Origin of the sequence: Ochrobactrum soli (genome assembly GCF_003664555.1) — a bacterium.
GTDB classification, from domain to species: Bacteria; Pseudomonadota; Alphaproteobacteria; order Rhizobiales; family Rhizobiaceae; genus Brucella; species Brucella teleogrylli.
Map to the genome: position 1 here is coordinate 1 of NZ_RCHH01000015.1, position 22,662 is coordinate 22,662.

Sequence of the window (22,662 nt, forward strand, 5' to 3'; positions counted from 1 at the left end):
GCTTGCCCATGGTGCATCTCCTTCCATGAGACAAGTGAATCACAGATCAAGCCAAACGGGAATCCCGAATCCGGTTAACAGCGACATGCTTTAAAAGTCGTGCCGCCTAGCAGATCGTCGAAACCTCAGCCATCAGCCAGTCGCGGAAGAGCTGTAATGCATGGTTTGAGGCAATGGTCTCATGGCTGCAAATGAACTTGTAAGATTCCTTGGGCTGGAAGAATTTCTCCGATACGATGCCGAGACTGCCGCGCTGCACGTCGCTTTCGAGAAGCGGTCGATGAGAAAAGCCAATGCCTTGTCCCGACCGCGCCGCCGCCAGAAGCGTGTGCTGGTCGTCGAAAAACAGATTTGAGTTTGCGGCTATATCACCAATGCCGTGGTGCGATATCCATCGCTTCCAATCGCTCATGTCGCGGTAGTGTAGGCGCGGAATGTCGGGGTTTGTGAGAAGGTCTTCCGGGTTTGCCACGCCTTCGAGAAGAGAAGGGCTACAGACGGGAACGAGCTTTTCGGTCAACAGGTCGATGCTGTAGGCACCGGCAGGGGCGTTCAGGCAATATTTGATCTGCGCGTCTTCTCTGTCATGCGCAATGGAATCGATCTCGAGATTGTTCAGATGCAGCTGTATACCCGGGTTCTGTTTGAGGAATCCAGCAATGCGGCTGGCAATGACTTCCATAGAGAAGAAAGGCCCGGCGCGGACGCGGAGAATTTGCGCCCTGTTGTCCTGACCGATAAGGGCCGTCACAGCACCGATTTCGTCAAGGGCACGCCCACAAACTTCGGCCAGCAATGCGCCCTCTGCGGTAACGGTCACGCCACGAGGCCCGCGAATAAGCAACTGGCAGCCCAAGGCCTGTTCGAGAAGTTTGATCTGATGACTGACCGCGCCTTGGCTGACCGCAAGCTCTTCCGCCGCAGCGGTAAAGCTCTGGCAGTGCGCCACGGCTTCAAAAGCCCGCAACGCTTTCAAGCTTGGAAGTCTTCTCCGCCCGGCTCGTGAATTCATAGTCCCATTAAATTTTCTAATAACATTGAATAGTTCTTTTGCATTGATCGGCTGCGGGCACAAGCATAATCGTCAATCAATAAAAGCTGCCCAAGGGAGCATTCCCACCGGCTGATGATCTCAGGTGACGCTGATTTTCTGGGATCAGACATTGCCGGGCAAGGGCGAATAACAGGAGATCGGAACATGCATAAGCACGCCAAAATGGGAATTATTGCAGCGGTTGTCGCCGTGTTCGGTGCTTTCCCATCCTATGCCGAGGAAATCCGCATGGGAGCCGAGGGCGCTTATGCGCCGTTCAATTACCTCGATCCCAATGGGAAGCTGCAGGGCTTCGATATCGACGTCGGCGATGCGATCTGCGAGAAACTGAAAGCGGATTGCGTGTGGAGCGCCAATGAATGGAGCGGGATTATTCCTGCTCTTCAGGCGAAGAAATTTGATGTGATGGCGTCGTCGATGGCTATCACGGAATCGCGCATGCAGCAGGTCAATTTTTCCAATCCCTACTACTACAATACCATGCGGTTTGTTGCGTTGAAGGAACTTGGCCTGAAGGACGTGACGCCGGAAAGCGCCAAGGGGAAGGTCATAGGCACCCAGACCGGCTCTATCGCGGTCGATGTTTTGCAGCGCTTTTTCCCTGATAATGAGGTGAAGCTCTATCCGACGCTGGAAGAAGCTTTCCTCGACATTGAAAACGGTCGCGTGGACCTCGTGCTTGAATCCAAGTTCGCGCTCAGCAACTGGATTTCTAAGGGAGCGAGCTGCTGCGAGTTTGTCGGTAACGAGTTCCTGCTCGATGGCACATTGGGCGCTGGCATGGCCTTCCGCAAGGATGATGAGGAGCTGCGCGCGCGCGTCAACAAGGCGCTGGAAGAGATCATCCAGGACGGCACCTACGACAAGATCCGCGCCAAGTATTTTGACTTCGACATTCGGGAAAAGCCGAAATTCGCCAGCGAAATCTTCGCAAAATAGTTCGTTCCGAAAGGGCCCTGATCTGAAGCACCACATCAGATCGGGTGCCCGCCTTGTGCCATGCGCAAGGTTGCGGCGGCGCGATCATGCTTCAGCCGTTACATTCTCGACCAATCCAGACTGGTCTTCGCCGACATAGAGCATTTCCAGCAAAAGTGCGTAGCGGTTTTGCGTAGGATAATGCGTAAAAACAAATAGATAGAGCGGTTCCACGATTCCGTTTTCACCGGAACCGCTCTAAGAAAGGTCGATCCCGTGTCCTATCGCGTTGCGATCATCGAACTCATCAATGAAAGTAATACCTTCACGAAAAATCGCACGAGTATTGGCGATTTCCGTGCGTCCCACTATTTCAAGGGTGATGAGATTCCGGCCAATTTCCGCGGCACCGGCTCGGAGGTCGGCGGCGCGATAAAGGTCGCGGATGAAAAGGGATGGACACCTGTTTATATTACTGCCGCCCATGCGGAGCCGAATGGCGCGGTGCTGGAAAGCGCACGTCTGGAAATCACAGGCGAATGCCTGCGGCGGTTGAAGGAATGCGGACCGTTCAACGGTATCTTCGTCGCTCTGCATGGTGCCATGGTGACGGAAACGGATCAGGATGGCGACAGCCAGTTCCTGCGCGAAATCCGCTCGGTGGTTGGGTATGATGTACCGATTGCCATCACGCTCGATCTTCATGCGAATATTTTCGACGAACTGGCCGATCTGGCGCAGATCGCGGTTTCATTCCGAACCTATCCGCATGTCGATATGAATGAGGTTGGGGTTGAGGCTTGTTCGCTGCTGGATCGGGCGATGAAGGGCGAGATCGAACCTGCTCTCGCCATCGCCCGCCCGCCAATGCTGCTCGGTTGCGATGACGGTCGCACGACGGATAATGGCCCGATGTGCCGTCTGCTCGAAAGCGCGGACCGCGAAATGCAGCAGCCGGGCATCCTCAATGTGGCGATCAATGCCGGTTTCACCGATGCCGATGTTTGGGCGGCGGGACCAAGTGTTATTGTCACCTTCGATGCGAAAAGTGTTGAACGGCAGGCCGCTTTCGATGTTGCAGGCAAGATGTGTGATGAAATCTGGTCCTATAAGGATCAGTGGACGCAGCCGATGCCTCTTGATGCGTGCATCGCGCGATTGAAAGAGGCGCGCGGCGCCAAGGGCACGATTGTTGTTGCGGACTTCTCGGATAATCCCGGCTCGGGCGCTTATAGCGATTGCACCGCGCTGATTGCGGCGATGCTGGACGCCGGTGTGACCGATGCCGCCGCTGGCGCGCTGCTGGACCCCGAAGCGGTGGCCGAGATTGCAGCCAAGGCAGTGGGCGAGACCCTCACGGTGACGATTGGCGGCAAGTCTGATCCAACGGTCGGCGGTGGCCCGCTGACGGTGACGGGCCGTGTCATGGCGATCAGCGAAGGCAGCTTCGTTTTCGAAGGGCCGATGTTTACGGGTCTGCCCGGAACGACCGGAAAATCCGTGTGCCTGCGCGTGGAGGGGATCGACATCATGATCGTTTCCGAACGGATGCAGATGCTCGATCAGAACATCTTCCGGATTGTCGGTATCGAGCCGAAGGAAAAGGCAATTGTTGCGGTCAAGTCGATGCAGCATTTCAAGGGGGCTTTCGGCCCGATTGCGGCGCAGATCATCGTGACCGATGCTGGTGGGTTGAGTTCGCCGGATCTTTCGAGACGCACTTATTCGCGCCTGCGGCGTCCGGTTTTCCCACTGGATACACTCTCGTGAGTACATCAGTGAAAGTCCCAACTGAATCTGTTGGACTTTTGCCAGCGAACAGGGAATTTAGAGCATTTCCAGCAAAAGTGCGTAGCGCCTACGCTGGGAAATCAGTCCACTGGACTGATTTCTAATCCCGCTTCGATGCGTAGGATAGTGCGTAAAACAAATAGATTGAGCGGATCCACGATTCCGTTTTAATCGGAACCGCTCTAGAACCGTTTCGATCTGACGTAATCAATCATACCCACGGATGGAGTATCCGATGCAGACAGCGCCAATTTTCGCCGGATTAAAAATCGAGGCGGCTGAAATACGGGTTATCCGGTTGCCGCTGCTCGTGCCTTTCGTGATCTCCACCGGCACGATGACTGAAAAGGTGATACCGATCCTCACCCTGAAGGCGGAAGGTCTTGAAGGCTATGCCGAAGGCGTGATGGACCCCTTGCCGGATTATCTCGAAGAAACCATCTCCGGCTCGCTCTCATTCCTGCGCGATGTGCTGCTGCCGCAGATTGTTGGAAAGCGTTTCAACGGTCCGGCTGATCTTGCCGCCATTCTCGATCCGTGGCGCGGGCACAGGATGAGCAAGGCCATGGTCGAAATGGCCGTGTGGGACTTGTGGGCGAAAGCGCTGAACCTGCCATTGAGCGTTGCGCTTGGTGGCGTTCGCGATGCCATCGATGTTGGTGTCAGCCTTGGCATCGCCGATATTCCAACGACGATTGACCGCGTCGCGGCTTCGCTCGACGCCGGTTACAAGCGCGTGAAGCTCAAGATCAAGCGCGGCCATGATCTGGCGATGCTGCAAGCCGTGCGCGACCGCTTCCCGGACGCCAAGCTGACCGTTGACGCCAATACGGATTATCGCCTGTCGGACCTGCCGCTTTTGAAAGCCATGGACGCATTCGCGCTCGATTACATCGAGCAGCCGTTGGCGTTTGACGACATTACCGACCATGTGCATGTGCAGGAAAAACTGCTGACGGCCATTTGTCTCGATGAAAGCATTCGCTCTTCGGTCGATGCGCGCAAGGCGCTCGTCGCGCGTGCCTGCCGGGTCATCAACATCAAGGTCGGGCGCGTCGGTGGCCACAGCGCATCGCGGGCCATTCATGATGTCTGCGCGGCTTTCGATGTACCTGTATGGTGCGGCGGCATGCTGGAGGCAGGCATTGGACGTGCGCACAATATCCATCTTTCGACGCTGGTGAATTTCACCAAGCCGGGGGATACCTCGTCCGCCAGTCGCTATTTCCCGCGCGACATTGTCAATGAGCCGCTGGAAGCCGAAAACGGCCGCATGGCTGTGCCGAAAAACGGCCCGGGTATTGGTGTGACGCTCGACCGCGCCTTCCTCGATACGGTGACGAACCATCGCGAGGAATTCGCAGCATGAGCGAAATAGTCATCCGCGAACTCGCATCGCTGGCCGAGATGAAGGATTCGGAAACTGTGCAGCGGCTTGTCTGGGGCGACGACGATCCTGTCGATGCCTCCGATCTGTTGCTTGCTATCCAGCATGAAGGCGGGCTTGTCGCCGGTGCCTTCGATGGTGAGAAGATGCTGGGTTTCATCTTCGGTTTCCCGACTGCGACACCGGGCATCCAGCATTCGCATCGTCTGGCGGTTTTGCCGGAAGCGCGGGGCCTGAAGCTTGGTGCGCGCATGAAGTGGTTCCAGCGTGACTGGTGCCTTGCGCGCGGCGTGACCCATGTGCGCTGGACCTATGATCCCATTCGCGCGGTCAATGCCGGGTTGAATATTGCAAGCCTTGGCGCCACGTCGTCCACCTATCACATCGACTATTATGGTCCGATGGTCGGCATCAATGCGGGCCTTCCGTCGGATCGCATCGTAGCCGACTGGCACTTGGACGATCCGCGTGTCGAAGCCCGTTCCAAAGGGCAGGCGCCTGAATTTCCCGCCGATATTCGTCGCGTCGAATTTCCCGGCGATATCGACCAGCTGCTTGCGACAGATCCAGCGGCGGCCATGCAGGCGCGCCTGTCGCTTCGCGAGACGCTGCGCGCAGCCTTTGCCGAAGGGCAGCGCATTGTCGGCTTCGATCCCAAAATACCTGCCTATCTGCTGCGCTGAAGCCAGCCCGCGCGCCCTTTTAAAAGCCCGCATCCGAGCATCGGTTGCGGGCTGACTTTTTTCCGCGCGGCGCTACTTATTACATGGAGCGGACATCCCCCACGCTTGCGATGGTTTTTGAAAGGCAGAGCAAGCGCTCGCGTGTATGGTGAGTCCTCGACAGGATGCAGGCGGCGAAAGGAAAAGCGAATTGGCTCAGCATCGCGTAGTGATTGTCGGCGGCGGTTTTGCGGGTTTGCAGCTGGCGAAAGATCTGCAAAGTCCGGATACATCGATCACGATCATCGATCGCAGAAACCATCATCTTTTCCAGCCCTTGCTCTATCAGGTCGCGACGACTGTTCTTGCAACATCGGAAATCGCCTGGCCGATCCGCTCCGTCTTTCGCAATCGCGAAGAGGTTTCCACCCTGCTGGCTGAAGTGACGGGCGTGGACACGCAGGCGCGCAAGGTGCATCTCCGCGATGGGCACGCCGTTGATTATGACACGCTTGTGCTTGCGACCGGTGCGCGGCACGCTTATTTCGGACGCGACGAATGGGAGCCTTATGCACCGGGCCTGAAGGCGCTGGAAGATGCGACGACTATTCGCCGCCGTCTCCTGCTGGCTTTCGAACAGGCCGAGCTGGAGGCCGATCCCGAAGTTCGCAAAGCGCTGTTGACATTCAGCATCATCGGCGCGGGGCCGACCGGCGTGGAACTGGCGGGGATCATTGCGGAACTGGCCCACCGCACCTTGGTCAAGGAATTCCGCAATATCGATACATCCACAGCCCGCATCATACTCATTGAAGCCGGGCCGCGCATTCTGCCGGTTTTCCCGCCGTCGCTTTCGGAATATGCGGAGAAGTCGCTGACGAAAATGGGCGTGGAGGTCAGAACCGGAACGCCCGTCACTGCCTGCGATGCCAGGGGCATTTCCATCGGTGACGAACAGGTCGCGAGCCGCACCGTCATCTGGGCGGCGGGTGTGCAGGCTTCGAAAGCGGCTGAATGGGTGGGCGCCGAACAGGATCGCGCCGGGCGCGCCGTGGTCGAGCCGGACCTGACAGTGAAGGGCCATCCCGAAATCTTTATCGTCGGGGATACGGCTCTGGTCAAAACCGCTGATGGAAAGCCAGTGCCGGGCATTGCGCCTGCCGCCAAGCAGCAGGGCAAATATGTGGCGAAGGTGATCAAGGCGCGGTTTGCCAATCATGCCGCGCCCGGTTCCTTCCGTTACAAGCATCTTGGCAACCTTGCCACCATCGGTCCAAGTGCAGCCGTCATCGATTTCGGGTCGCTGCGGCTCAAAGGCTGGATTGCATGGTGGATATGGGGCCTCGCCCATATCTATTTTCTCATTGGCACGCGCAGCCGTCTGGCGGTGGCGCTCAGCTGGCTCTGGGTCTTCATTTCGGGGCAGCACTCAGCGCGTCTGATTACGCAGAAAGAAACGCTGAAAAATGAAGTGTAGGCGTGTCGCCCACGGCATGTTTACGCCAACGCGATAGTGAATTTCGTTTCGCTGGACACATGGTTGTGTGCGCCATTCTTAGAGCGCGGTTCGATCTGATTGAATCAGATCGAACCGCGCTCTAATTTTTCTGTTATAACGCGCATCTTCTCCGATAACCGTTTCACACTTTTCGGGATGCGCTCTTAACGAGGAGATATGAGAATGCGCTTGATGATGGGAATGCTGCTGGCGGGTGTCAGTATTTTGGGTGGGGCGAACCTGGCGCAAGCCGAGGAAAGCGTGGAAGTTCTCCATTACTGGACCTCGGGCGGTGAGGCGGCAGCGCTTAATCTCTTGAAGGAAAATCTTCAGAAACAGGGTATTGGCTGGGTCGATATGCCGGTCGCCGGCGGTGCGGGCGAGGCTGCCATGACGACCTTGCGCGCCCGTGTGACGGCGGGCAATGCGCCTGCCGCCGTGCAGATGCAGGGTTTCGACATTCTGGATTGGGCGGAGCAGGGCGTGCTCGGCAATCTGGATGAAGTCGCCGACAAGGAAGGCTGGGACAAGGTCATCCCGCCTGCAATCCAGCGCTTCTCGAAATATGACGGCCACTGGATCGCCGCGCCGGTCAATGTGCATTCCACCAACTGGGCGTGGTACAACAAGGCCGCGCTCGACAAGGCAGGCGGAAAAGTGCCGCAGAACTGGGACGAGCTTGTCGCGCTGCTCGACAAGTTCAAGGAACAGGGGATCACGCCGATTGCCCATGGCGGCCAGCCCTGGCAGGAAGCGCTTATCTTCACAAGTGTCGTGATGTCGTTCGGGCCGGATTTCTACAAGAAGGCGCTGATCGATCTCGATCCGGAAGCGCTGAAGAGCGATACCATGAAGCAGGTCTTCGAGCGGATGGCGAAGCTGCGCACCTATGTGGACGACAACTTCTCCGGACGTGACTGGAATCTTGCCTCATCAATGGTCATCGACGACAAGGCGGGCGTGCAGTTCATGGGCGACTGGGCCAAGGGCGAGTTCACCAAGGCCGAAAAAAAGCCGGGCGCGGATTTCGTTTGCGGTCGTTTTCCGGGAACGGAAGGTTCCGTGGCTTTCAATGCCGATCAGTTCGCTGTCTTCGAAGTGGGTGAGGACAAGCGCAAGGCGCAACTTGCACTCGCAGCCGCTGTGGAAGACGTCAATTTCCAGTCGGCCTTCAATGTGGTGAAGGGCTCGGCACCGGCGCGCACGGATGTGCCGACCACGGCATTTGACGAATGCGGACAAAAGGCGATCAAGGATCTGGCCGCCGCCGACAAGAGCGGATCGCTGCTTGGTTCCTTCTCGCAGTCGCATGCACAGCCAACCGCGATCAAGAATGCGATGTTCGATGTCATCACCCGCCAGTTCAATGGCCAGCTGACGGCTGATCAGGCGGTTGAAGAGCTCAGCTCCGCCATCGACATGGCGAAATAAATAAAAAAGCCTCCACCGAAACCTTCGGGGGAGGCTTTTTCGTTAGAGCGGTTCCAGTTAAATTGGAATCGCTGGAGCCGCTCTATCCATTTGTTTTCACGCATTGTCCTACGCAAAACCGCTTCGCACTTTTGCTGGAAATGCTCTAGATCGGCTTTTATGCCAGATCGAAACGGTCGGCGTTCATCACCTTGGTCCAGGCGGCAACGAAGTCCTTCACGAACTTCTCCTTGCTGTCGTCCTGAGCATAGACTTCGGCATAGGCGCGAAGGATCGAATTCGAACCGAAAACGAGATCGACGCGCGTTGCGGTGAACTTCGGCGTGCCGGTCTTGCGGTCGCGGATTTCATACAGGCCTTCGCCGGTCGGAACCCACGTGTAGCGCATGTCGGTGAGCGTGGCGAAGAAATCCGTCGTCAACGCGCCGACCTTGTCGGTGAAGACGCCATGCGCCGTGCCGCCATGGTTGGTGCCGATGGCGCGCATGCCGCCGACAAGGACCGTCATTTCAGGGGCGGTGAGGCCCATGAGCTGGGCACGGTCGAGGAGCAGTTCCTCGGCGCTGACCACATAGTCCTGCTTCTGCCAGTTGCGGAAACCGTCTGCCAGCGGCTCGAGCGGAGCAAAGCTTTCGGCATCGGTCTGCTCGGCTGTCGCATCGCCACGTCCCGGTGCGAAAGGCACTTCAATGTCGAAACCGGCGGCCTTGGCTGCCTGTTCCACACCGTAATTGCCAGCCAGCACGATGACATCGGCCAGACTTGCGCCAGACGCCGCTGCAATCGGTTCCAGAACCGAGAGAACACGGGCCAGACGTTCCGGCTCGTTGCCTGCCCAATCCTTCTGCGGAGCCAGACGGATACGCGCGCCGTTTGCGCCGCCACGGAAATCCGAACCGCGATAGGTGCGGGCGCTGTCCCAGGCGGTGGAAACCAGATCGGACACGGAAAGGCCGGAAACGGCGATCTTGGCCTTGAGGTCCTTCACGTCGTAATCCGTGCGGCCAGCAGGAACCGGGTCCTGCCAGATCAGGTCTTCCGTCGGCGCGTCAGGCCCGATGTAACGGGTCTTCGGGCCCATGTCGCGATGGGTCAGCTTGAACCATGCGCGGGCAAAGGCATCCGAGAACGCGTCGAAGTCGTTCATGAAACGCTCGGAAATCGCGCGATAGATCGGGTCTACTTTGAGCGCCATATCCGCATCGGTCATCATCGGGTTCAGGCGGATTGACGGGTCTTCCACGTCAACCGGCTTGTCCTGCTCGGCAATCGAAATGGGCTCCCATTGCGATGCGCCAGCCGGGCTCTTGACCAGATGCCATTCATGCTTGAACAGCATTTCGAAGAAACCGTTGTCCCACTTGGTCGGTTCCGTGGTCCATGCGCCTTCGAGGCCCGAAACCACGGTATCACGACCGATGCCGCGACCCTTGGTATTCATCCAGCCCAGCCCCTGATATTCAGGCCCTGCATCTTCCGGATCGGGACTGAGGTTAGCCGGATCGCCATTGCCATGGGTCTTGCCGATCGTATGGCCGCCAGCTGTCAGCGCCACGGTTTCCTCGTCGTCCATACCCATGCGGGCAAAGGTTTCGCGCATCTGCGCTGCCGTTGCCAACGGATCGGACTTACCGTTCACGCCTTCCGGGTTGACATAAATCAGGCCCATCTGGACCGCCGCCAGCGGGTTGTCCAGCGTGCTCGGCTTGGTCACGTCACCGTAACGGCCATCGCTTGGCGCCAGCCATTCCTTTTCATTGCCCCAATAGGTGTCTTTTTCGGGCGCCCAGATATCTTCACGGCCAAAGGCGAAACCAAAGGTCTTAAGACCGGCGACATCATAGGCAATCGTACCGGCAAGCGCGATCAGGTCGGCCCAGGAGAGCCGGTTGCCGTACTTCTTCTTGATCGGCCACAGCAAACGGCGACCCTTATCGGTGTTGACGTTATCCGGCCAGGAATTGAGCGGCGCAAAACGCTGGTTACCGGTGCTGGCGCCACCGCGACCATCGGAGGTGCGGTAGGAACCGGCGGCGTGCCAAGTCACGCGAGCCATCATGCCGACATAGCTGCCCCAGTCGGCAGGCCACCACTCCTGACTATCGGTCATGAGCGCGCGCAGATCGGCCTTGAGGGCTTCCACGTCGAGCTTTTTCAGCTCTTCTTTATAGTTGAAGTCCTTGCCCAGCGGATTGGTCTTGCTGTCGTGCTGGTGCAGAATGTCGAGGTTCAGCGCATTGGGCCACCATTCCATGACAGAACTGCCAAGCGCGGTATTGCCGCCATGCATGACCGGACATTTTCCGGCCGATTTCGTCTTAACGTCCATGATTGCTCTCCGATGGCTTTCCCAAAGATGGCTTTCGCTAAATTGAACGAGCGGCTGACACTGGCATGCCAAAGCGTCCGCTTTATGAAGGCGGACACTCCGGGCCACAGTCAGTTTTGGTACGGTAATCAATGCTTCCGATAAATTCCAATTGTATATTCTAAAGGCTGCGATATGCTCAGCTTATGATTGGCCTCTCCATGAAACACCTTCGCTATTTCGACTCGCTGGCGCGATTGAGCCATTTCGGGCGCGCGGCAGCGGCCTGCTCCATCTCTCAACCCGCCTTATCCTTGCAGATCAAGGAACTGGAAGACCTGATCGGCGCGCCTCTGGTGGAGCGTGGTGGCAGACAAATCCGCCTGACCGGGCTCGGTGAGGAATTCGCGGAGAGGGTGCGCGGCATTCTGCGTTCGGTCGACGAACTGGAAGAGCTGGCGCGGGCAGCGCATGGCCCGTTCACGGGGCGCCTGCGTCTCGGCGTGATCCCGACGGTTGCGCCCTATCTTCTGCCGGAAGTGATCAAGACGCTCACCCAGCGTTATCCGGGGCTGGAACCACGCCCGCGTGAGGCCATCACCCAGAAACTGATCGAAGACCTTTTGGAAGCCAGACTGGACGCGGCGATTGTCGCCTTGCCGATTTCCGAGCCTGCCTTGCAGGAAGTGCCCCTCTTTGAAGAGGAATTCGTGCTGATGCGCCCGCTGGAAGATGCGGGCAAGCCGGTTCCCAGCGCCGAAAAACTGCATGAAATGCGGCTTCTTCTTCTGGAAGAAGGGCATTGTTTCCGCGATCAGGCGCTATCCTTCTGCAATATTGCGAATGCGCCGCCGCGTGAATTGATGGAAGGCAGTTCACTGTCCACGCTTGTGCAGATGGTGGGTGCTGGCATCGGCATTACGCTTGTGCCGGAGATGGCGGTCTATACGGAAACACTCGCCGCGAATGTCTGCATGTTCCGCCTTGCCGAACCGCGCCCGTCGCGGACCATCGGTCTGGTTTGGCGCAAAAGCAACCCGCTGTCGTCGCAACTCTCGCAGATCGCCGAGATCGTTCGGGAAGTCGGGCTGCGCAATCAGGACCGGATGCAGGCTTTGTTGAGCCAATGAACCACCCGTCTGCGTCGGATCGGGCCTATTCTCCCACAATTTCGCCGACAACTTTGCCCGCTACAGACGTGCAGCGAAGATAGACCCGGTTCACGGCAACGCCGGGCAGGGGCTTTTCAAGAGCGTCGCGGGCGTGAAAGCCGTTTGCGTTATTCATTATAAGCAACCTGCGGCTTTCCTGCGGGATGGAATAGCGAAATTTGTTTTCTGATATGGCATTCACCATGTCAGTGACGACGTCATGGGATTGGGTATGCTCCTCGCCCACCTTCCCGTCGAACTGGCCGCTCATATAAGTTGTAATCGAGCCGTTCTGGTCATGGCTGAAAATGGTTGCCTTGACGCGATGTTCTATGACCATCACGTCATTTTGCCCGTCTTCATAGACAGTCGGATTGAGCTTGAAATAATACGCATCCGATAAGCCTATTCTGTCCACAAGCGCTGCCAGACCATCGAGTTTGCAGGTCGGAACCCAATGAAAATAGCCGCGTTCCTCGAAATTAATGGCAATGTTATAGACTGATATGTAGTCGGGAACGGCCACCTCTGTGCCGGTAAGTGCACTGTCGGAATGAAACTCCAATCGGTTCGTTGGCGTTAGATCCTGTAATCCGGCGCGTTCAAGTCTTTCGAGACTGTCTGCGGAAGTGGTGAAGACGGAAAACGGCGTCTGGTTTCTCCCGTCGGTTAACGTCGGCATAAGCGCCTGGGTCAGCGAAACGGCCAGCAGCGCACCCGCAATGGCATCCAATGTCGCATCGTCAAGGATGGACGGTATATCGACCGCGACGATCCCGATTTCCGGGCAATCCAACTGATACTGCAAATCTTTGAGCAAGTTTGCGAAGACATGTGCGGCCTGGTCGGCCAGATCCGCCGCGAGTTCCTTGTCACGCAAATCCGCGAGCGAAATCATGATGCCGCTCTTGGTGAGATAGTGCTCACAAAAGTCGCTTGCGGCCTGGTGAGGCAGCGAAAAGATAACCGGAGTTTCAAAGTGTTTCGTCATGAGAGTTATCTTTCCAGCGGGAAAATTAGGGAGTGAACTACCCCCTAATCTCCATCCAGAAGTTAGTAACGGGCGTTCTTAGCAGAGATAATATTATTTCTTCTTATTGTTGCAGTCATAAACATAAAGAAAATCAATACAGCTGAGTGTTGAAGAGAGTCCCTTCAATACATCTTCAAATGCAATTGATTGCTTGCTTACGGTGTTGTTTGGATTATGCATTGAACTTCTCCCAATTTTTAAAATGTGCCTTTTTATGAAGGTAGCTTATTATTGAAGTCATTTATTATTTCGCGAAATAGCAAAGGAGCGCTGGCAATTTTATATCAGAGATTGCTTTTTATAGTGTTGATTCTTGCGGGCGAGTTTTTGGTTCGGCGAAAGGATTCTGCCATACTGCGCCAGTCCCGCCGACAAAGCCTACCATGGCCTTCTTCCCAATCCCATTTTACACCACACGCCTGCTCGCGAAATTTTGACGTTTACGGAAACGTCAAACTGCGCTAGTTTTGAGTCCGAACTGGTCGGCTGCGACCCGAGAACGGGTTAAGGCTGGCCAGAATGCTGCAAAAATGGCAGGTTTTCGAGTGAGAACGGTCCTTTTTGTTGCAGCATGCAGGTTGTCACGGCGTTTTGCCAGTTAAGCAGACAGCATGCATGAAACGCGGTTTGGAGCTGGTATCCGTCCGTTACGGGCTGGCTCAGGTGATGAATTTGGAGGATTTTGATGCCGAGCTATCGCGCGCCCGTTGAAGATACGAATTTCGTGCTCAACGACGTTCTGAACTATCAGCGTTACAACAATCTGCCGGGCTTTGCCGACGCGTCGCCCGACGTGGTCGAGGCAATCCTGTCGGAAGGTGCAAAGCTCGCTGAAGGCACCCTGTTCCCTGTCAATCACAGCGGCGACCGCGAAGGCTGCAAGCGCGCTGCCGATGGCAGCGTCACCGCGCCGAAGGGTTTCAAGGAGGCCTTCGATCTTTACCGCGAAGGCGGCTGGCTCGGTCTCGCCGTGCCGGAGCAATATGGCGGCCAGGGTCTGCCTTATCTGCTGCACACCGCCGTCGGCGAATATATGTCCTCGGCCAATATGGCGCTCACCATGTATCCCGGTCTGACGCAGGGCGCGATTGCCGCGATCCTTGCCCATGGCACCGATGAGCAGAAGGACACCTATCTGCCGAAGATGGTGGAAGGCACCTGGACCGGCACGATGAACCTGACCGAACCGCATTGCGGCACGGATTTGGGTCTCCTGCGCACCAGCGCGGCGCCGCAGGGCGACGGCTCCTACAAGATTTCCGGCCAGAAGATTTTCATCTCGGCTGGCGAACATGACATGTCGGAAAACATCATCCATCTGGTGCTGGCCCGTATCGACGGCGCGCCGGAAGGTGTGAAGGGCATTTCGCTGTTCATCGTGCCGAAGTTCATTCTCGATGAAAACGGCAACCCGGGTGCGCGCAACGGCGTTTCCTGTGGGTCTATCGAAGAGAAGATGGGCATTCACGGCAACGCCACCTGCGTCATGAACTATGACGATGCGACCGGCTATCTGATCGGCGAGGCGCATAAGGGCCTGCGCGCCATGTTCACCATGATGAACGAAGCGCGTCTCGGCGTGGCGCTGCAGGGGCTTTCGATTGCCGAAACCGCCTATCAGAATGCCGCGATCTATGCCCGCGAGCGTAATCAGGGCCGCGCCCTTTCTGGCGCGAAAGAGCCGGAAAAGAAGGCTGACCCGATTATCGTGCATCCGGATATCCGTCGCAACCTGATGACGATCCGCGCTTTCAACGAAGCAGGCCGCGCGCTCATCCTGTGGACGGCGCTGAATTCCGACATCGCGCACCGTTCCGGTGATGAGGGTGAGCGTCAGGCCGCCGATGATCTGGTCGGCCTGTTGACGCCGGTGCTGAAAGGCGTTCTGACCGACAAGGGTTTTGAACATGCCGTCATGGCGCAGCAGGTGTTCGGCGGTCACGGCTATATCGAAGAACACGGCATGAGCCAGTATGTGCGCGATGCGCGCATTGCGATGATCTATGAGGGTGCGAACGGCATTCAGGCGCTCGATCTGGTCGGTCGCAAGCTGGCGCTGAATGGCGGTCGTGCGGTCACGACCTTCTTCAAGGAAGCGGGCGAGTTCTGCGAAGCCAATCGCGACAACGAGAAGCTGTCCTTCTTCACCAAGCATCTGAAGAAGGGGCTCAACGACCTTCAGGCCGCCACCATGTGGCTGATGCAGAACGCCATGGCGAAGCCCGACAATGCCGGTGCAGCCTCCAATGACTATATGCACCTTTTCGGTCTGGTTGCTCTGGGCCTGATGTGGGGCCGCATGGCCAAGGTCGCCGAGGAAAAGCTGGCGGCAGGTGAAGGCAACAAGGCTTACCTTGAAGCCAAGCTTGTCACTGCCCGGTACTATTTCGAGCGTATCATGCCGGAAAGTGCCGCCCATCTGGCGCGCATCCAGTCGGGTGCGGATAGCATGATGGCGCTGCCTGCGGATGCGTTCTGATTTTCTGCCGATATTTTAAAGGTTAGGCCGGGTTCTTCGGACCCGGCGGGAAGGAGAAAAAATGGCTGAGGCTTATATTTACGATCACGTGCGGACGCCGCGCGGGCGCGGCAAGAAGGACGGGTCCTTGCATGAAGTGCCTGCTGTGCGTCTGGGCGCAAAGGTTCTGGAATCCCTGCGCGACCGCAACAACATCGATACCGCCAAGGTCGATGACATTATTTTTGGCTGTGTCGATCCGGTTGGCGAAGCCGGTGCCGTCATTCCGCGCTCTGCCGCTTTTGAAGCCGGATACGACTTCAAGGCCCCGGGCATCCAGATTTCGCGCTTCTGCGCTTCGGGTCTCGATGCCATTAATCTGGCGGCTGCCAAGGTTGCCTTCGGCGCCGATGATCTGGTGATAGCGGGCGGCGTTGAAAGCATGTCGCGCGTGGGTATGGGCATGTCGGGCGGCGCCTGGTACATGGATCCATCGGTTGGCTTCCCGGGCTATTTCATGCCGCAGGGCGTTTCCGCCGATCTGATCGCCACGAAATACGGTTTCAGCCGCGACGACGTCGATGCCTATGCTGTCGAAAGCCAGAAGCGCGCCGGCAAGTCGTGGGAAAAGGGTTATTTCAAGAATTCGGTCATTTCGGTCAAGGATCAGAACGGCCTGACCATTCTCGACCATGACGAGCATATGCGCCCGACGACCGACATGCAGGCGCTGGGCCAGTTGAACCCGTCCTTCGTGATGCCGGGCGAAATGGGCGGCTTCAATGCTGTCGGCATTCAGGCGCATCCGGAAATCGAAACGGTCAATCACGTTCATCATGCCGGTAATTCGTCGGGTATCGTCGATGGCGCAGCGGGCGTTCTGGTTGGCTCCAAGAAGGCTGGCAAGGCGTTCGACATCAAGCCGCGCGCCCGTATCCGCGCTTTCGCCAATATCGGCTCCGACCCGGCGCTGATGCTGACCGGCCCGGTCGACGTGACGGAAAAACTGCTCAAGCAGGCAAAGCTGAAGATTTCGGATATCGACCTGTTCGAACTCAACGAAGCCTTCGCCGCTGTGGTGCTGCGCTATATGCAGGCCTTCGACATTCCGCACGACAAGATCAACGTCAATGGCGGCGCGATTGCCATGGGCCATCCGCTCGGCGCAACCGGCGCGATGATCCTCGGTACGGTGCTGGATGAGCTGGAACGCCGCGATCTCAACACCGCGCTGGTGACCTTGTGCATCGGTGCTGGCATGGGCACGGCGACGATCATCGAGCGCGTATAAGGGCGAGGGAGGTTTTTACGAATGGCTTACACGAATTTCAAAGTTGAGACCGACGCCGACGGCATTGCCCTCGTCACCTGGGACATGCCTGAAAAGTCGATGAATGTTTTCACCGTCGAGGCGATGCAGGAACTGAACGCCATCATCGATGCGGTGGTTGCCGATGACAAGATCAAGGGCGTGGTCATCACGTCCGGCAAGGAAAGCTTCTCCGGTGGCGCCGACCTGACCATGCTGGAAGGCATGTTCAAGGCGTTCCAGAAGCAGAAGGCCAAGGACCCGCAGGGCGCGGTTCAGTCCCTGTTCGACAATGTCGGCAAGATGAGCGGCCTGTTCCGCAAGCTTGAAACCTGCGGCAAGCCTTGGGTTTCGGCCATCAACGGCACCTGCATGGGCGGCGCGTTTGAAATGTCGCTCGCCTGCCATGCGCGGGTTGTGTCGGATGCTCCGGGCGTGAAGCTTGCGCTGCCTGAAGTGAAGGTCGGCCTGTTCCCGGGCGCTGGTGGAACGCAGCGCGTTCCGCGCCTAGCCAACCAGCAGGACGCGCTTCAGATGATGACGACCGGCTCCAGCCTGACGGCGCAGCGCGCCAAGGCGATGGGCCTCGTCACGGAAGTCGCCCCGGCGAAGAAGCTGGTCGAAACCGCCAAGAAGCTCATCAAGGGCGGCCTCAAGCCGGTTCAGCCTTGGGATGAAAAGGGCTTCAAGCTGCCGGGCGGCGCGATCTATTCGGCTGCCGGTGCCAATCTCTGGCCCGCCGCAACCGCCATTCTGCGCCGCGAAACATCGGGCAATTATCCGGCGGCGCTGGCTATTCTGAAGTCGGTTTATGAGGGCCTTCTGGTGCCGTTCGATACCGGCCTCAAGATAGAGCAGCGCTATTTCACCGAAATCCTCCAAACAACCGAAGCGGGCATGATGATCCGTTCGCTGTTCGTGTCGTTGCAGGAACTGAACAAGGGCGCACGCCGCCCTGCGGATGAAAAGCCGACCAAGCTCAAGAAAATCGGCGTCATTGGCGCTGGTTTCATGGGGGCGGGCATTGCTTATGTGACCGCCAAGGCGGGCATTCCGGTGGTGCTGATCGACCGCGATCAGGAAGCCGCCGACAAGGGTAAGGCGCATACCGCCGATCTCGTCACCAAGGAAATGCAGAAGGGCCGCGCTACTGAGGCCGACAAGGAAAAGCTTCTGTCGCTCATCACCGCGACGCCGGACTATGCCGAACTCGACGGTGCCGATTTGGTGATCGAAGCCGTGTTCGAGGACCGTGAAGTCAAGCGTGTCGCGACCGAGAAGGCCGAGGAAGTGCTGAAGTCTTCGGCGATCTTCGCGTCCAACACTTCGACCCTGCCGATCAGCGGTCTTGCCAAGGTATCGAAGCGTCCGAAGAATTTCATCGGCATCCACTTCTTCTCGCCGGTCGACAAGATGATGCTGGTGGAAGTGATCCTCGGCAAGAAGACCTCGGACAAGGCTCTGGCCGTCGCGCTCGATTATGTCCGCGCGATCAAGAAGACGCCGATTGTCGTCAACGACACGCGCGGCTTCTACGTCAATCGCTGCGTGCTGCGCTATATGTCGGAAGCCTACAACATGCTGGTTGAAGGCGTTCCGGCGGCCATGATCGAAAATGCCGCCCGCATGGCCGGTATGCCGGTCGGCCCGCTGGCGCTCAACGACGAAACCGCCATCGACCTGTCGCAGAAGATCCTGAAAGCCACGCTTGCCGATCTGGGCGACAAGGCCGTTGATCCGCGCCATGTCGAGCTGGTGGACAGGCTCGTCAACGAGTTCGACCGCAAGGGCCGCAAGAATGGCAAGGGATTCTACGAATACCCGGCCAAGCCCGCCAAGAAGCATCTTTGGGCTGGTCTCAAGGATCTCTATCCGCAGCAGAACCCCGACAAGATCGACGTGAACGAGCTGAAGCAACGCTTCCTCGTCACCATCGCTCTCGAAGCTGCCCGCGTGATGGAAGAAGGCATTGTCACCGATCCGCGCGAAGCCGATGTCGGCTCGATCCTCGCCTTCGGTTTCGCGCCTTATACGGGCGGTACGCTGTCCTATATCGATGGCATGGGTGCGAAGAAATTCGTCAAGCTTGCCAAGGACTTGCAGAAGAAATACGGCCAGCAGTTCAAGGCGCCGAAGCTTCTGCTCGACCTGGCCGAGAATGGCGAAAGTTTCTATCAGCGTTTCAATCCCTACAAGAGCGAAACCAAAAAAGCGGCTTGATCCGTAATCTCTTAAAGTCTGGAAGGCGCGGTGTGAAAACATCGCGCCTTTTAATTTTCCGGCGTCCCTTTCGATCTCGTTAGGAAATTTTCCCTGTTATTTCATGCGTCTTGCGTAAAACACCAATTTTCGGTAGGTTCTGACAAAAGTTGGTAAGGGTATTAGGTTTAAAATCCTACGCGGCGCATTCTCACGGCCCGAGTTCGCCATGGGACGATGCCTGCCTGAAATTGGCGGATAACACATGTTTTCTCACGACAGCGTCTGGGCGGCGATAGACGCACTGGCAGAACGCCATTCCCTGAGTGCGTCGGGCCTTGCCCGCCGCGCTGGTCTTGATCCCACGACCTTCAACAAGTCGAAGCGTTACGCCGCCGACGGGCGCGCGCGCTGGCCCTCGACGGAATCGCTGGCCAAGGTGATGGAAGCCACCGGGGCAAGCTTTGAAGAACTCACCCGCCTGATCGGCGGCGGCGTTAATACGAACCAGGGTTTCGGCGAATATACGCAGGACGCGCAACCGATCCCGCTTCTCGGCATGGCGGAGGCTGGCACGGGCGGCTATTTCGACGATGCGGGTTTCCCGGCGGGGCAGGGCTGGGACATTGTAGAATTTCCAGTGGGTGCCAGCGAAGGTGTGTATGCGCTGGAAGTTTCGGGCGACAGCATGTTGCCCCTTTACCGTGACGGCGATACGTTGATTGTCGCGCCCAATGCGCCGGTGCGTCGCGGCGACCGCGTGGTGGTGCGAACCAAGGACGGAGAAGTCATGGCCAAGATACTCTATCGCCAGACACCACGGACAATCGAATTGCATTCGCTTAATCCAGAGCATTCAAACCGCAGCTTTGAGACCAAGGATGTGGAATGGATCGCCAGAATTCTATGGGCCAGCCAGTAATGGCGCAGTCGCATACGAGAAGCCATTCGCGCATGGTCTATGGCAGTCTCGCCGGTTTGACCGGCGCGCTGTTGGCCGCTGCTTTCATCGCTCCGTTTTATGGCGCTCTGGATGGGCCCGTGCCGGTGATCGCTGCGGATAGCGGCACGACCGCGCCGACCGGCAGTTCGGGCAACGGCATCGTCGTCGAACAATTCGATTATGACGAGCCGGGTACCAAAACGGATGGTCAGCAGAACGCGCAATCCGCTCCTGAGACCACGCCGCAGCCGGGCAATTCCAGCGATGAGGCAAACGGGCTTCAGCGCGAAGCGCCGCGACCGCCGCTCAGCGATCTCGGTCTTGCGGCGACACCAAAGCCGCCGGAGCCGGTCGCTCCGGCTGAGCCGGTTGCGCCAACCCCTGCCGTGCCTGTCGGGGAGGGCGAGGACATGCAGCTGTTGCAGCGGCCAGTCGCGGTTGCCGCCGGGCGGCTCGAAAGTCAGGGACGCATGATCGATTTGCAGGGCATCGAGGTTTTGCCGGTCGAGCAGACCTGCCAGACCACATCCGGCCAGAACTGGCCATGCGGTATGCAGGCGCGGACGGCCTTCCGCCAGTGGCTGCGCTCGCGCGCCATCATGTGCCGCCTGCCGCAGAACGATAGCGGTGCCGCCATTGCGACCGGGTGCAAGCTTGGCAATGACGATGCCGCTGAGTGGCTGGTGACGAATGGCTGGGCCAGGGCGACGCCAGACGGTTCCTATGCTGATGCGGGACGCAAGGCGGAAGAAGCGCGCCTTGGCATTTTCGGAGACAAGCCGGATGCGTCCTTGCAAAGTCTGGAGCCTGATCCGGGCAACAGTCTCAGCAATCCATCGCCGCTGGCACCTGAGCCAGAGCCGCAACCCTCTGCGCCGTCTCCGCAGCAGGGTGAATTTCCGCCAGCGCCTGTTGCGCCAGCACCAACACCTGCAAACTAGGCTTCGGCTGCTGCCTTCGGGCTTCTGCCTGATACTGATTTCAGCGGAACGGTGATCACCACGAGGCAAGCGATCACCAGTACGACGCCGAGCCAGCCCATGGCTGGGAGACGTTCTCCCACAATAACTACGGCCAGCAGCGCGGCGACGACAGGCTCGACGAGTGTGATCGTCGTCGCCATGCTGACAGGAACCCGCGCAAGGCCGATGCCAAAGCAGACATAACCGAGGAACATCGGCACCGCCGCCATATAGATGCCGACGGCGGCATTGTTCCAAGAGGCGAGGAAGGGCGCGCCGGTCATCAGCAGCACCGGCATCAGCAACAGGCCGCCAATGCCGAATGTCGCGCCCATCGCGACCGATGAATGGATGCCGCGCAGGATCAGGCCGCGCGCAGTCCATGAATAGAGCGCATAGGTGAAGCCTCCAATCAGGCCAAGTCCAATGCCGATCAGCACAGAGTTGCCCGTCTGCACACCACTATGCGCCGATCCCTCGGCTATGGATATGAGGATCATGCCGAGCAGTCCGATCAGGGCACCCCACAGCCATTGTCGGGACAATCGGGAACCATCGAATACATATTCGATCAGGGCGGAAAGCAGCGGCGCGGACCCGAGTGTGACGACGGTCCCGATGGTGACCCCAGCCATACGCATCGAGGCGTAGAAGGCGAGGGGATAGATGGCGACGGCCAGTCCGCCGAGAACGAGGTTGCGCCAGTTTCTGGCCAGTTGCGGCCGTGCACGGATGATGCCGGGTCCGGCGAGAAGCGCCTGCATCAGCCCGCCGACGCCCATGGCCGCAGCGCCGATTGCCGCAGAACCCACCTCCGGGGCAAATGTTGCGGCTGTGCCAGTCGTCCCCCAGACGGCAGAGGAAAACAAAATGGCGGCGACGCCAATCGCATAATTGCGCGATGATGTGTTCACAATGCCCCCAACATGTCCGATGCCATAGCCCGCGCCTCCTGAATGCAGGCGCTGTTCCCCTCAAGTCCGGCGCGCGACATTGCCCCTTCCAGCAGAAAAGACAGTTGCCGCGCCAATGCAGCCGCTCTCTCAGGCGCGTCGGGCAGCAGTTCCGCCAGATGGCCCGCCAGCAGCGCTTCGACCTCGCGCTTGTGGTGTTTCACTGCCTGGCGCCCAATATCGCCGACCATCAATTCGGCAGCAGCATTCAGCAGCCCGCAGCCGCGAAAGCCGTGCTCATAGGCAAATTCAGCATGGTCCTGATAGGCGTCGAAAACCGCGAGAACCTTTTCCAGCGGTGTGACAGCTTTTTGCAGCCGCGCATCATAGAGGCCCAGCCATTCGGCATGGCGCACTTCCAGATACTGGTTCACCAGATCGGCTTTGGACGCAAAATTATTATAGAGGCTCTTCTTGGCGACGCCCGCTTTTTCAACGATGGCGTCAATGCCGGTGCCGCCGATGCCGTGATCGTAAAACAGCACGGCAGCAGCATTCAAAAGCTTTTCGCGCGCGCTTTCCGTGGAAGCCGGAAATGGTGTTTGAACGGACTTCATCGCAGTAATCCTTGTGATAGGTATACCGTTCTACCTACTACGAGATGC

The 22,662-nt window shown here is 58.0% G+C and carries 17 protein-coding genes; 12 read left to right on the plus strand and 5 right to left on the minus strand.

The window, feature by feature from the left end; translation table 11 throughout:
- Positions 1-106 precede the first annotated feature (106 nt).
- Positions 107-1,075 (minus strand): LysR family transcriptional regulator, encoded by a 969-nt coding sequence (locus D8666_RS19250; RefSeq protein ID WP_235859017.1) that lies wholly within the window; start codon positions 1,073-1,075, stop codon positions 107-109.
- A 123-nt stretch (positions 1,076-1,198) separates the two neighbouring features.
- Between D8666_RS19250 and D8666_RS19255 the strand changes: the two genes are divergently transcribed.
- From D8666_RS19255 to D8666_RS19280, 6 genes are all read left to right on the plus strand, one after another.
- The gene (locus tag D8666_RS19255; protein WP_235859018.1) at positions 1,199-1,993 is read left to right on the plus strand and encodes an ABC transporter substrate-binding protein; all 795 of its coding nucleotides are present in this window, start codon (positions 1,199-1,201) and stop codon (positions 1,991-1,993) included.
- 255 nt (positions 1,994-2,248) lie between these two features.
- Entirely contained in the window at positions 2,249-3,742 is a 1,494-nt protein-coding gene (locus tag D8666_RS19260) for a M81 family metallopeptidase (RefSeq protein WP_109366993.1), read from the plus strand.
- Positions 3,743-3,998: 256 nt separating this feature from the next.
- A complete protein-coding gene (gene menC / locus D8666_RS19265) occupies positions 3,999-5,132 on the plus strand; it encodes an o-succinylbenzoate synthase (RefSeq protein WP_109366994.1) in 1,134 nt (377 codons plus the stop codon).
- On the plus strand, positions 5,129-5,833 hold the full coding sequence (locus D8666_RS19270; protein ID WP_109366995.1) for a GNAT family N-acetyltransferase: 705 nt from the start codon (positions 5,129-5,131) through the stop codon (positions 5,831-5,833). The genes menC and D8666_RS19270 overlap by 4 nt, the downstream gene beginning before the upstream one ends.
- Before the next feature lie 190 nt (positions 5,834-6,023).
- A complete protein-coding gene (locus tag D8666_RS19275) occupies positions 6,024-7,289 on the plus strand; it encodes an NAD(P)/FAD-dependent oxidoreductase (protein ID WP_209445998.1) in 1,266 nt (421 codons plus the stop codon).
- Between the two features lie 204 nt (positions 7,290-7,493).
- Positions 7,494-8,741, plus strand: a complete 1,248-nt coding sequence (locus D8666_RS19280; RefSeq protein WP_121539080.1) for an ABC transporter substrate-binding protein — start codon at positions 7,494-7,496, stop codon at positions 8,739-8,741.
- 157 nt (positions 8,742-8,898) lie between these two features.
- Here the strand turns inward: D8666_RS19280 and katG are convergent, their stop codons facing one another.
- Positions 8,899-11,070 (minus strand): catalase/peroxidase HPI, encoded by a 2,172-nt coding sequence (katG, locus tag D8666_RS19285; protein WP_109366998.1) that lies wholly within the window; start codon positions 11,068-11,070, stop codon positions 8,899-8,901.
- Positions 11,071-11,255: 185 nt separating this feature from the next.
- Here katG and D8666_RS19290 point away from each other — a divergent pair, with 185 nt between their 5' ends.
- The gene (locus tag D8666_RS19290; RefSeq protein WP_109366999.1) at positions 11,256-12,179 is read left to right on the plus strand and encodes a hydrogen peroxide-inducible genes activator; all 924 of its coding nucleotides are present in this window, start codon (positions 11,256-11,258) and stop codon (positions 12,177-12,179) included.
- Between the two features lie 25 nt (positions 12,180-12,204).
- On the opposite strand, the gene D8666_RS19295 is transcribed toward D8666_RS19290, so the two are convergent.
- Positions 12,205-13,191 carry a hypothetical protein gene (locus D8666_RS19295; RefSeq protein WP_109367000.1) on the minus strand — a complete coding sequence of 329 codons (987 nt, stop codon included), beginning with the start codon at positions 13,189-13,191 and terminating at the stop codon, positions 12,205-12,207.
- 727 nt (positions 13,192-13,918) lie between these two features.
- Here D8666_RS19295 and D8666_RS19300 point away from each other — a divergent pair.
- The 5 genes from D8666_RS19300 (at position 13,919) to D8666_RS19320 (ending at position 21,083) form a co-directional block, all read left to right on the plus strand.
- Positions 13,919-15,712 (plus strand): acyl-CoA dehydrogenase C-terminal domain-containing protein, encoded by a 1,794-nt coding sequence (locus D8666_RS19300; protein ID WP_109367001.1) that lies wholly within the window; start codon positions 13,919-13,921, stop codon positions 15,710-15,712.
- A 61-nt stretch (positions 15,713-15,773) separates the two neighbouring features.
- Positions 15,774-16,982 (plus strand): acetyl-CoA C-acetyltransferase, encoded by a 1,209-nt coding sequence (locus D8666_RS19305; protein WP_109367002.1) that lies wholly within the window; start codon positions 15,774-15,776, stop codon positions 16,980-16,982.
- A gap of 21 nt (positions 16,983-17,003) precedes the next feature.
- Positions 17,004-19,220, plus strand: coding sequence for an FAD-dependent oxidoreductase (locus D8666_RS19310; protein WP_109367003.1), 2,217 nt, complete (start codon positions 17,004-17,006; stop codon positions 19,218-19,220).
- Positions 19,221-19,464: 244 nt separating this feature from the next.
- Positions 19,465-20,121 carry a S24 family peptidase gene (locus D8666_RS19315; protein WP_109367004.1) on the plus strand — a complete coding sequence of 219 codons (657 nt, stop codon included), beginning with the start codon at positions 19,465-19,467 and terminating at the stop codon, positions 20,119-20,121.
- On the plus strand, positions 20,121-21,083 hold the full coding sequence (locus D8666_RS19320) for a thermonuclease family protein (RefSeq protein WP_109367005.1): 963 nt from the start codon (positions 20,121-20,123) through the stop codon (positions 21,081-21,083). Before D8666_RS19315 ends, D8666_RS19320 begins: the two co-directional genes overlap by 1 nt.
- Here the strand turns inward: D8666_RS19320 and D8666_RS19325 are convergent.
- Together D8666_RS19325 and D8666_RS19330 are read right to left on the minus strand one after the other, a co-directional pair.
- Positions 21,080-22,018, minus strand: a complete 939-nt coding sequence (locus D8666_RS19325) for a DMT family transporter (protein WP_209445999.1) — start codon at positions 22,016-22,018, stop codon at positions 21,080-21,082. The two genes, D8666_RS19320 and D8666_RS19325, sit on opposite strands and share 4 nt — an antisense overlap.
- Entirely contained in the window at positions 22,015-22,614 is a 600-nt protein-coding gene (locus tag D8666_RS19330; protein WP_121539081.1) for a TetR/AcrR family transcriptional regulator, read from the minus strand. The genes D8666_RS19325 and D8666_RS19330 overlap by 4 nt, the downstream gene beginning before the upstream one ends.
- Between the last annotated feature and the right edge of the window lie 48 nt (positions 22,615-22,662).

Bases quoted from the DNA above. Each gene is read 5' to 3' on its own strand.
- D8666_RS19320 (WP_109367005.1), top strand. From the start codon at position 20,121: ATGGCGCAGTCGCATACGAGAAGCCATTCGCGCATGGTCTATGGCAGT.
- D8666_RS19280 (WP_121539080.1), top strand. From the start codon at position 7,494: ATGCGCTTGATGATGGGAATGCTGCTGGCGGGTGTCAGTATTTTGGGT.
- D8666_RS19270 (WP_109366995.1), top strand. From the start codon at position 5,129: ATGAGCGAAATAGTCATCCGCGAACTCGCATCGCTGGCCGAGATGAAG.
- D8666_RS19295 (WP_109367000.1), bottom strand. From the start codon at position 13,191: ATGACGAAACACTTTGAAACTCCGGTTATCTTTTCGCTGCCTCACCAG.
- D8666_RS19310 (WP_109367003.1), top strand. From the start codon at position 17,004: ATGGCTTACACGAATTTCAAAGTTGAGACCGACGCCGACGGCATTGCC.
- D8666_RS19290 (WP_109366999.1), top strand. From the start codon at position 11,256: ATGATTGGCCTCTCCATGAAACACCTTCGCTATTTCGACTCGCTGGCG.
- D8666_RS19305 (WP_109367002.1), top strand. From the start codon at position 15,774: ATGGCTGAGGCTTATATTTACGATCACGTGCGGACGCCGCGCGGGCGC.
- D8666_RS19300 (WP_109367001.1), top strand. From the start codon at position 13,919: ATGCCGAGCTATCGCGCGCCCGTTGAAGATACGAATTTCGTGCTCAAC.
- D8666_RS19330 (WP_121539081.1), bottom strand. From the start codon at position 22,614: ATGAAGTCCGTTCAAACACCATTTCCGGCTTCCACGGAAAGCGCGCGC.
- katG (WP_109366998.1), bottom strand. From the start codon at position 11,070: ATGGACGTTAAGACGAAATCGGCCGGAAAATGTCCGGTCATGCATGGC.
- menC (WP_109366994.1), top strand. From the start codon at position 3,999: ATGCAGACAGCGCCAATTTTCGCCGGATTAAAAATCGAGGCGGCTGAA.
- D8666_RS19315 (WP_109367004.1), top strand. From the start codon at position 19,465: ATGTTTTCTCACGACAGCGTCTGGGCGGCGATAGACGCACTGGCAGAA.
- D8666_RS19255 (WP_235859018.1), top strand. From the start codon at position 1,199: ATGCATAAGCACGCCAAAATGGGAATTATTGCAGCGGTTGTCGCCGTG.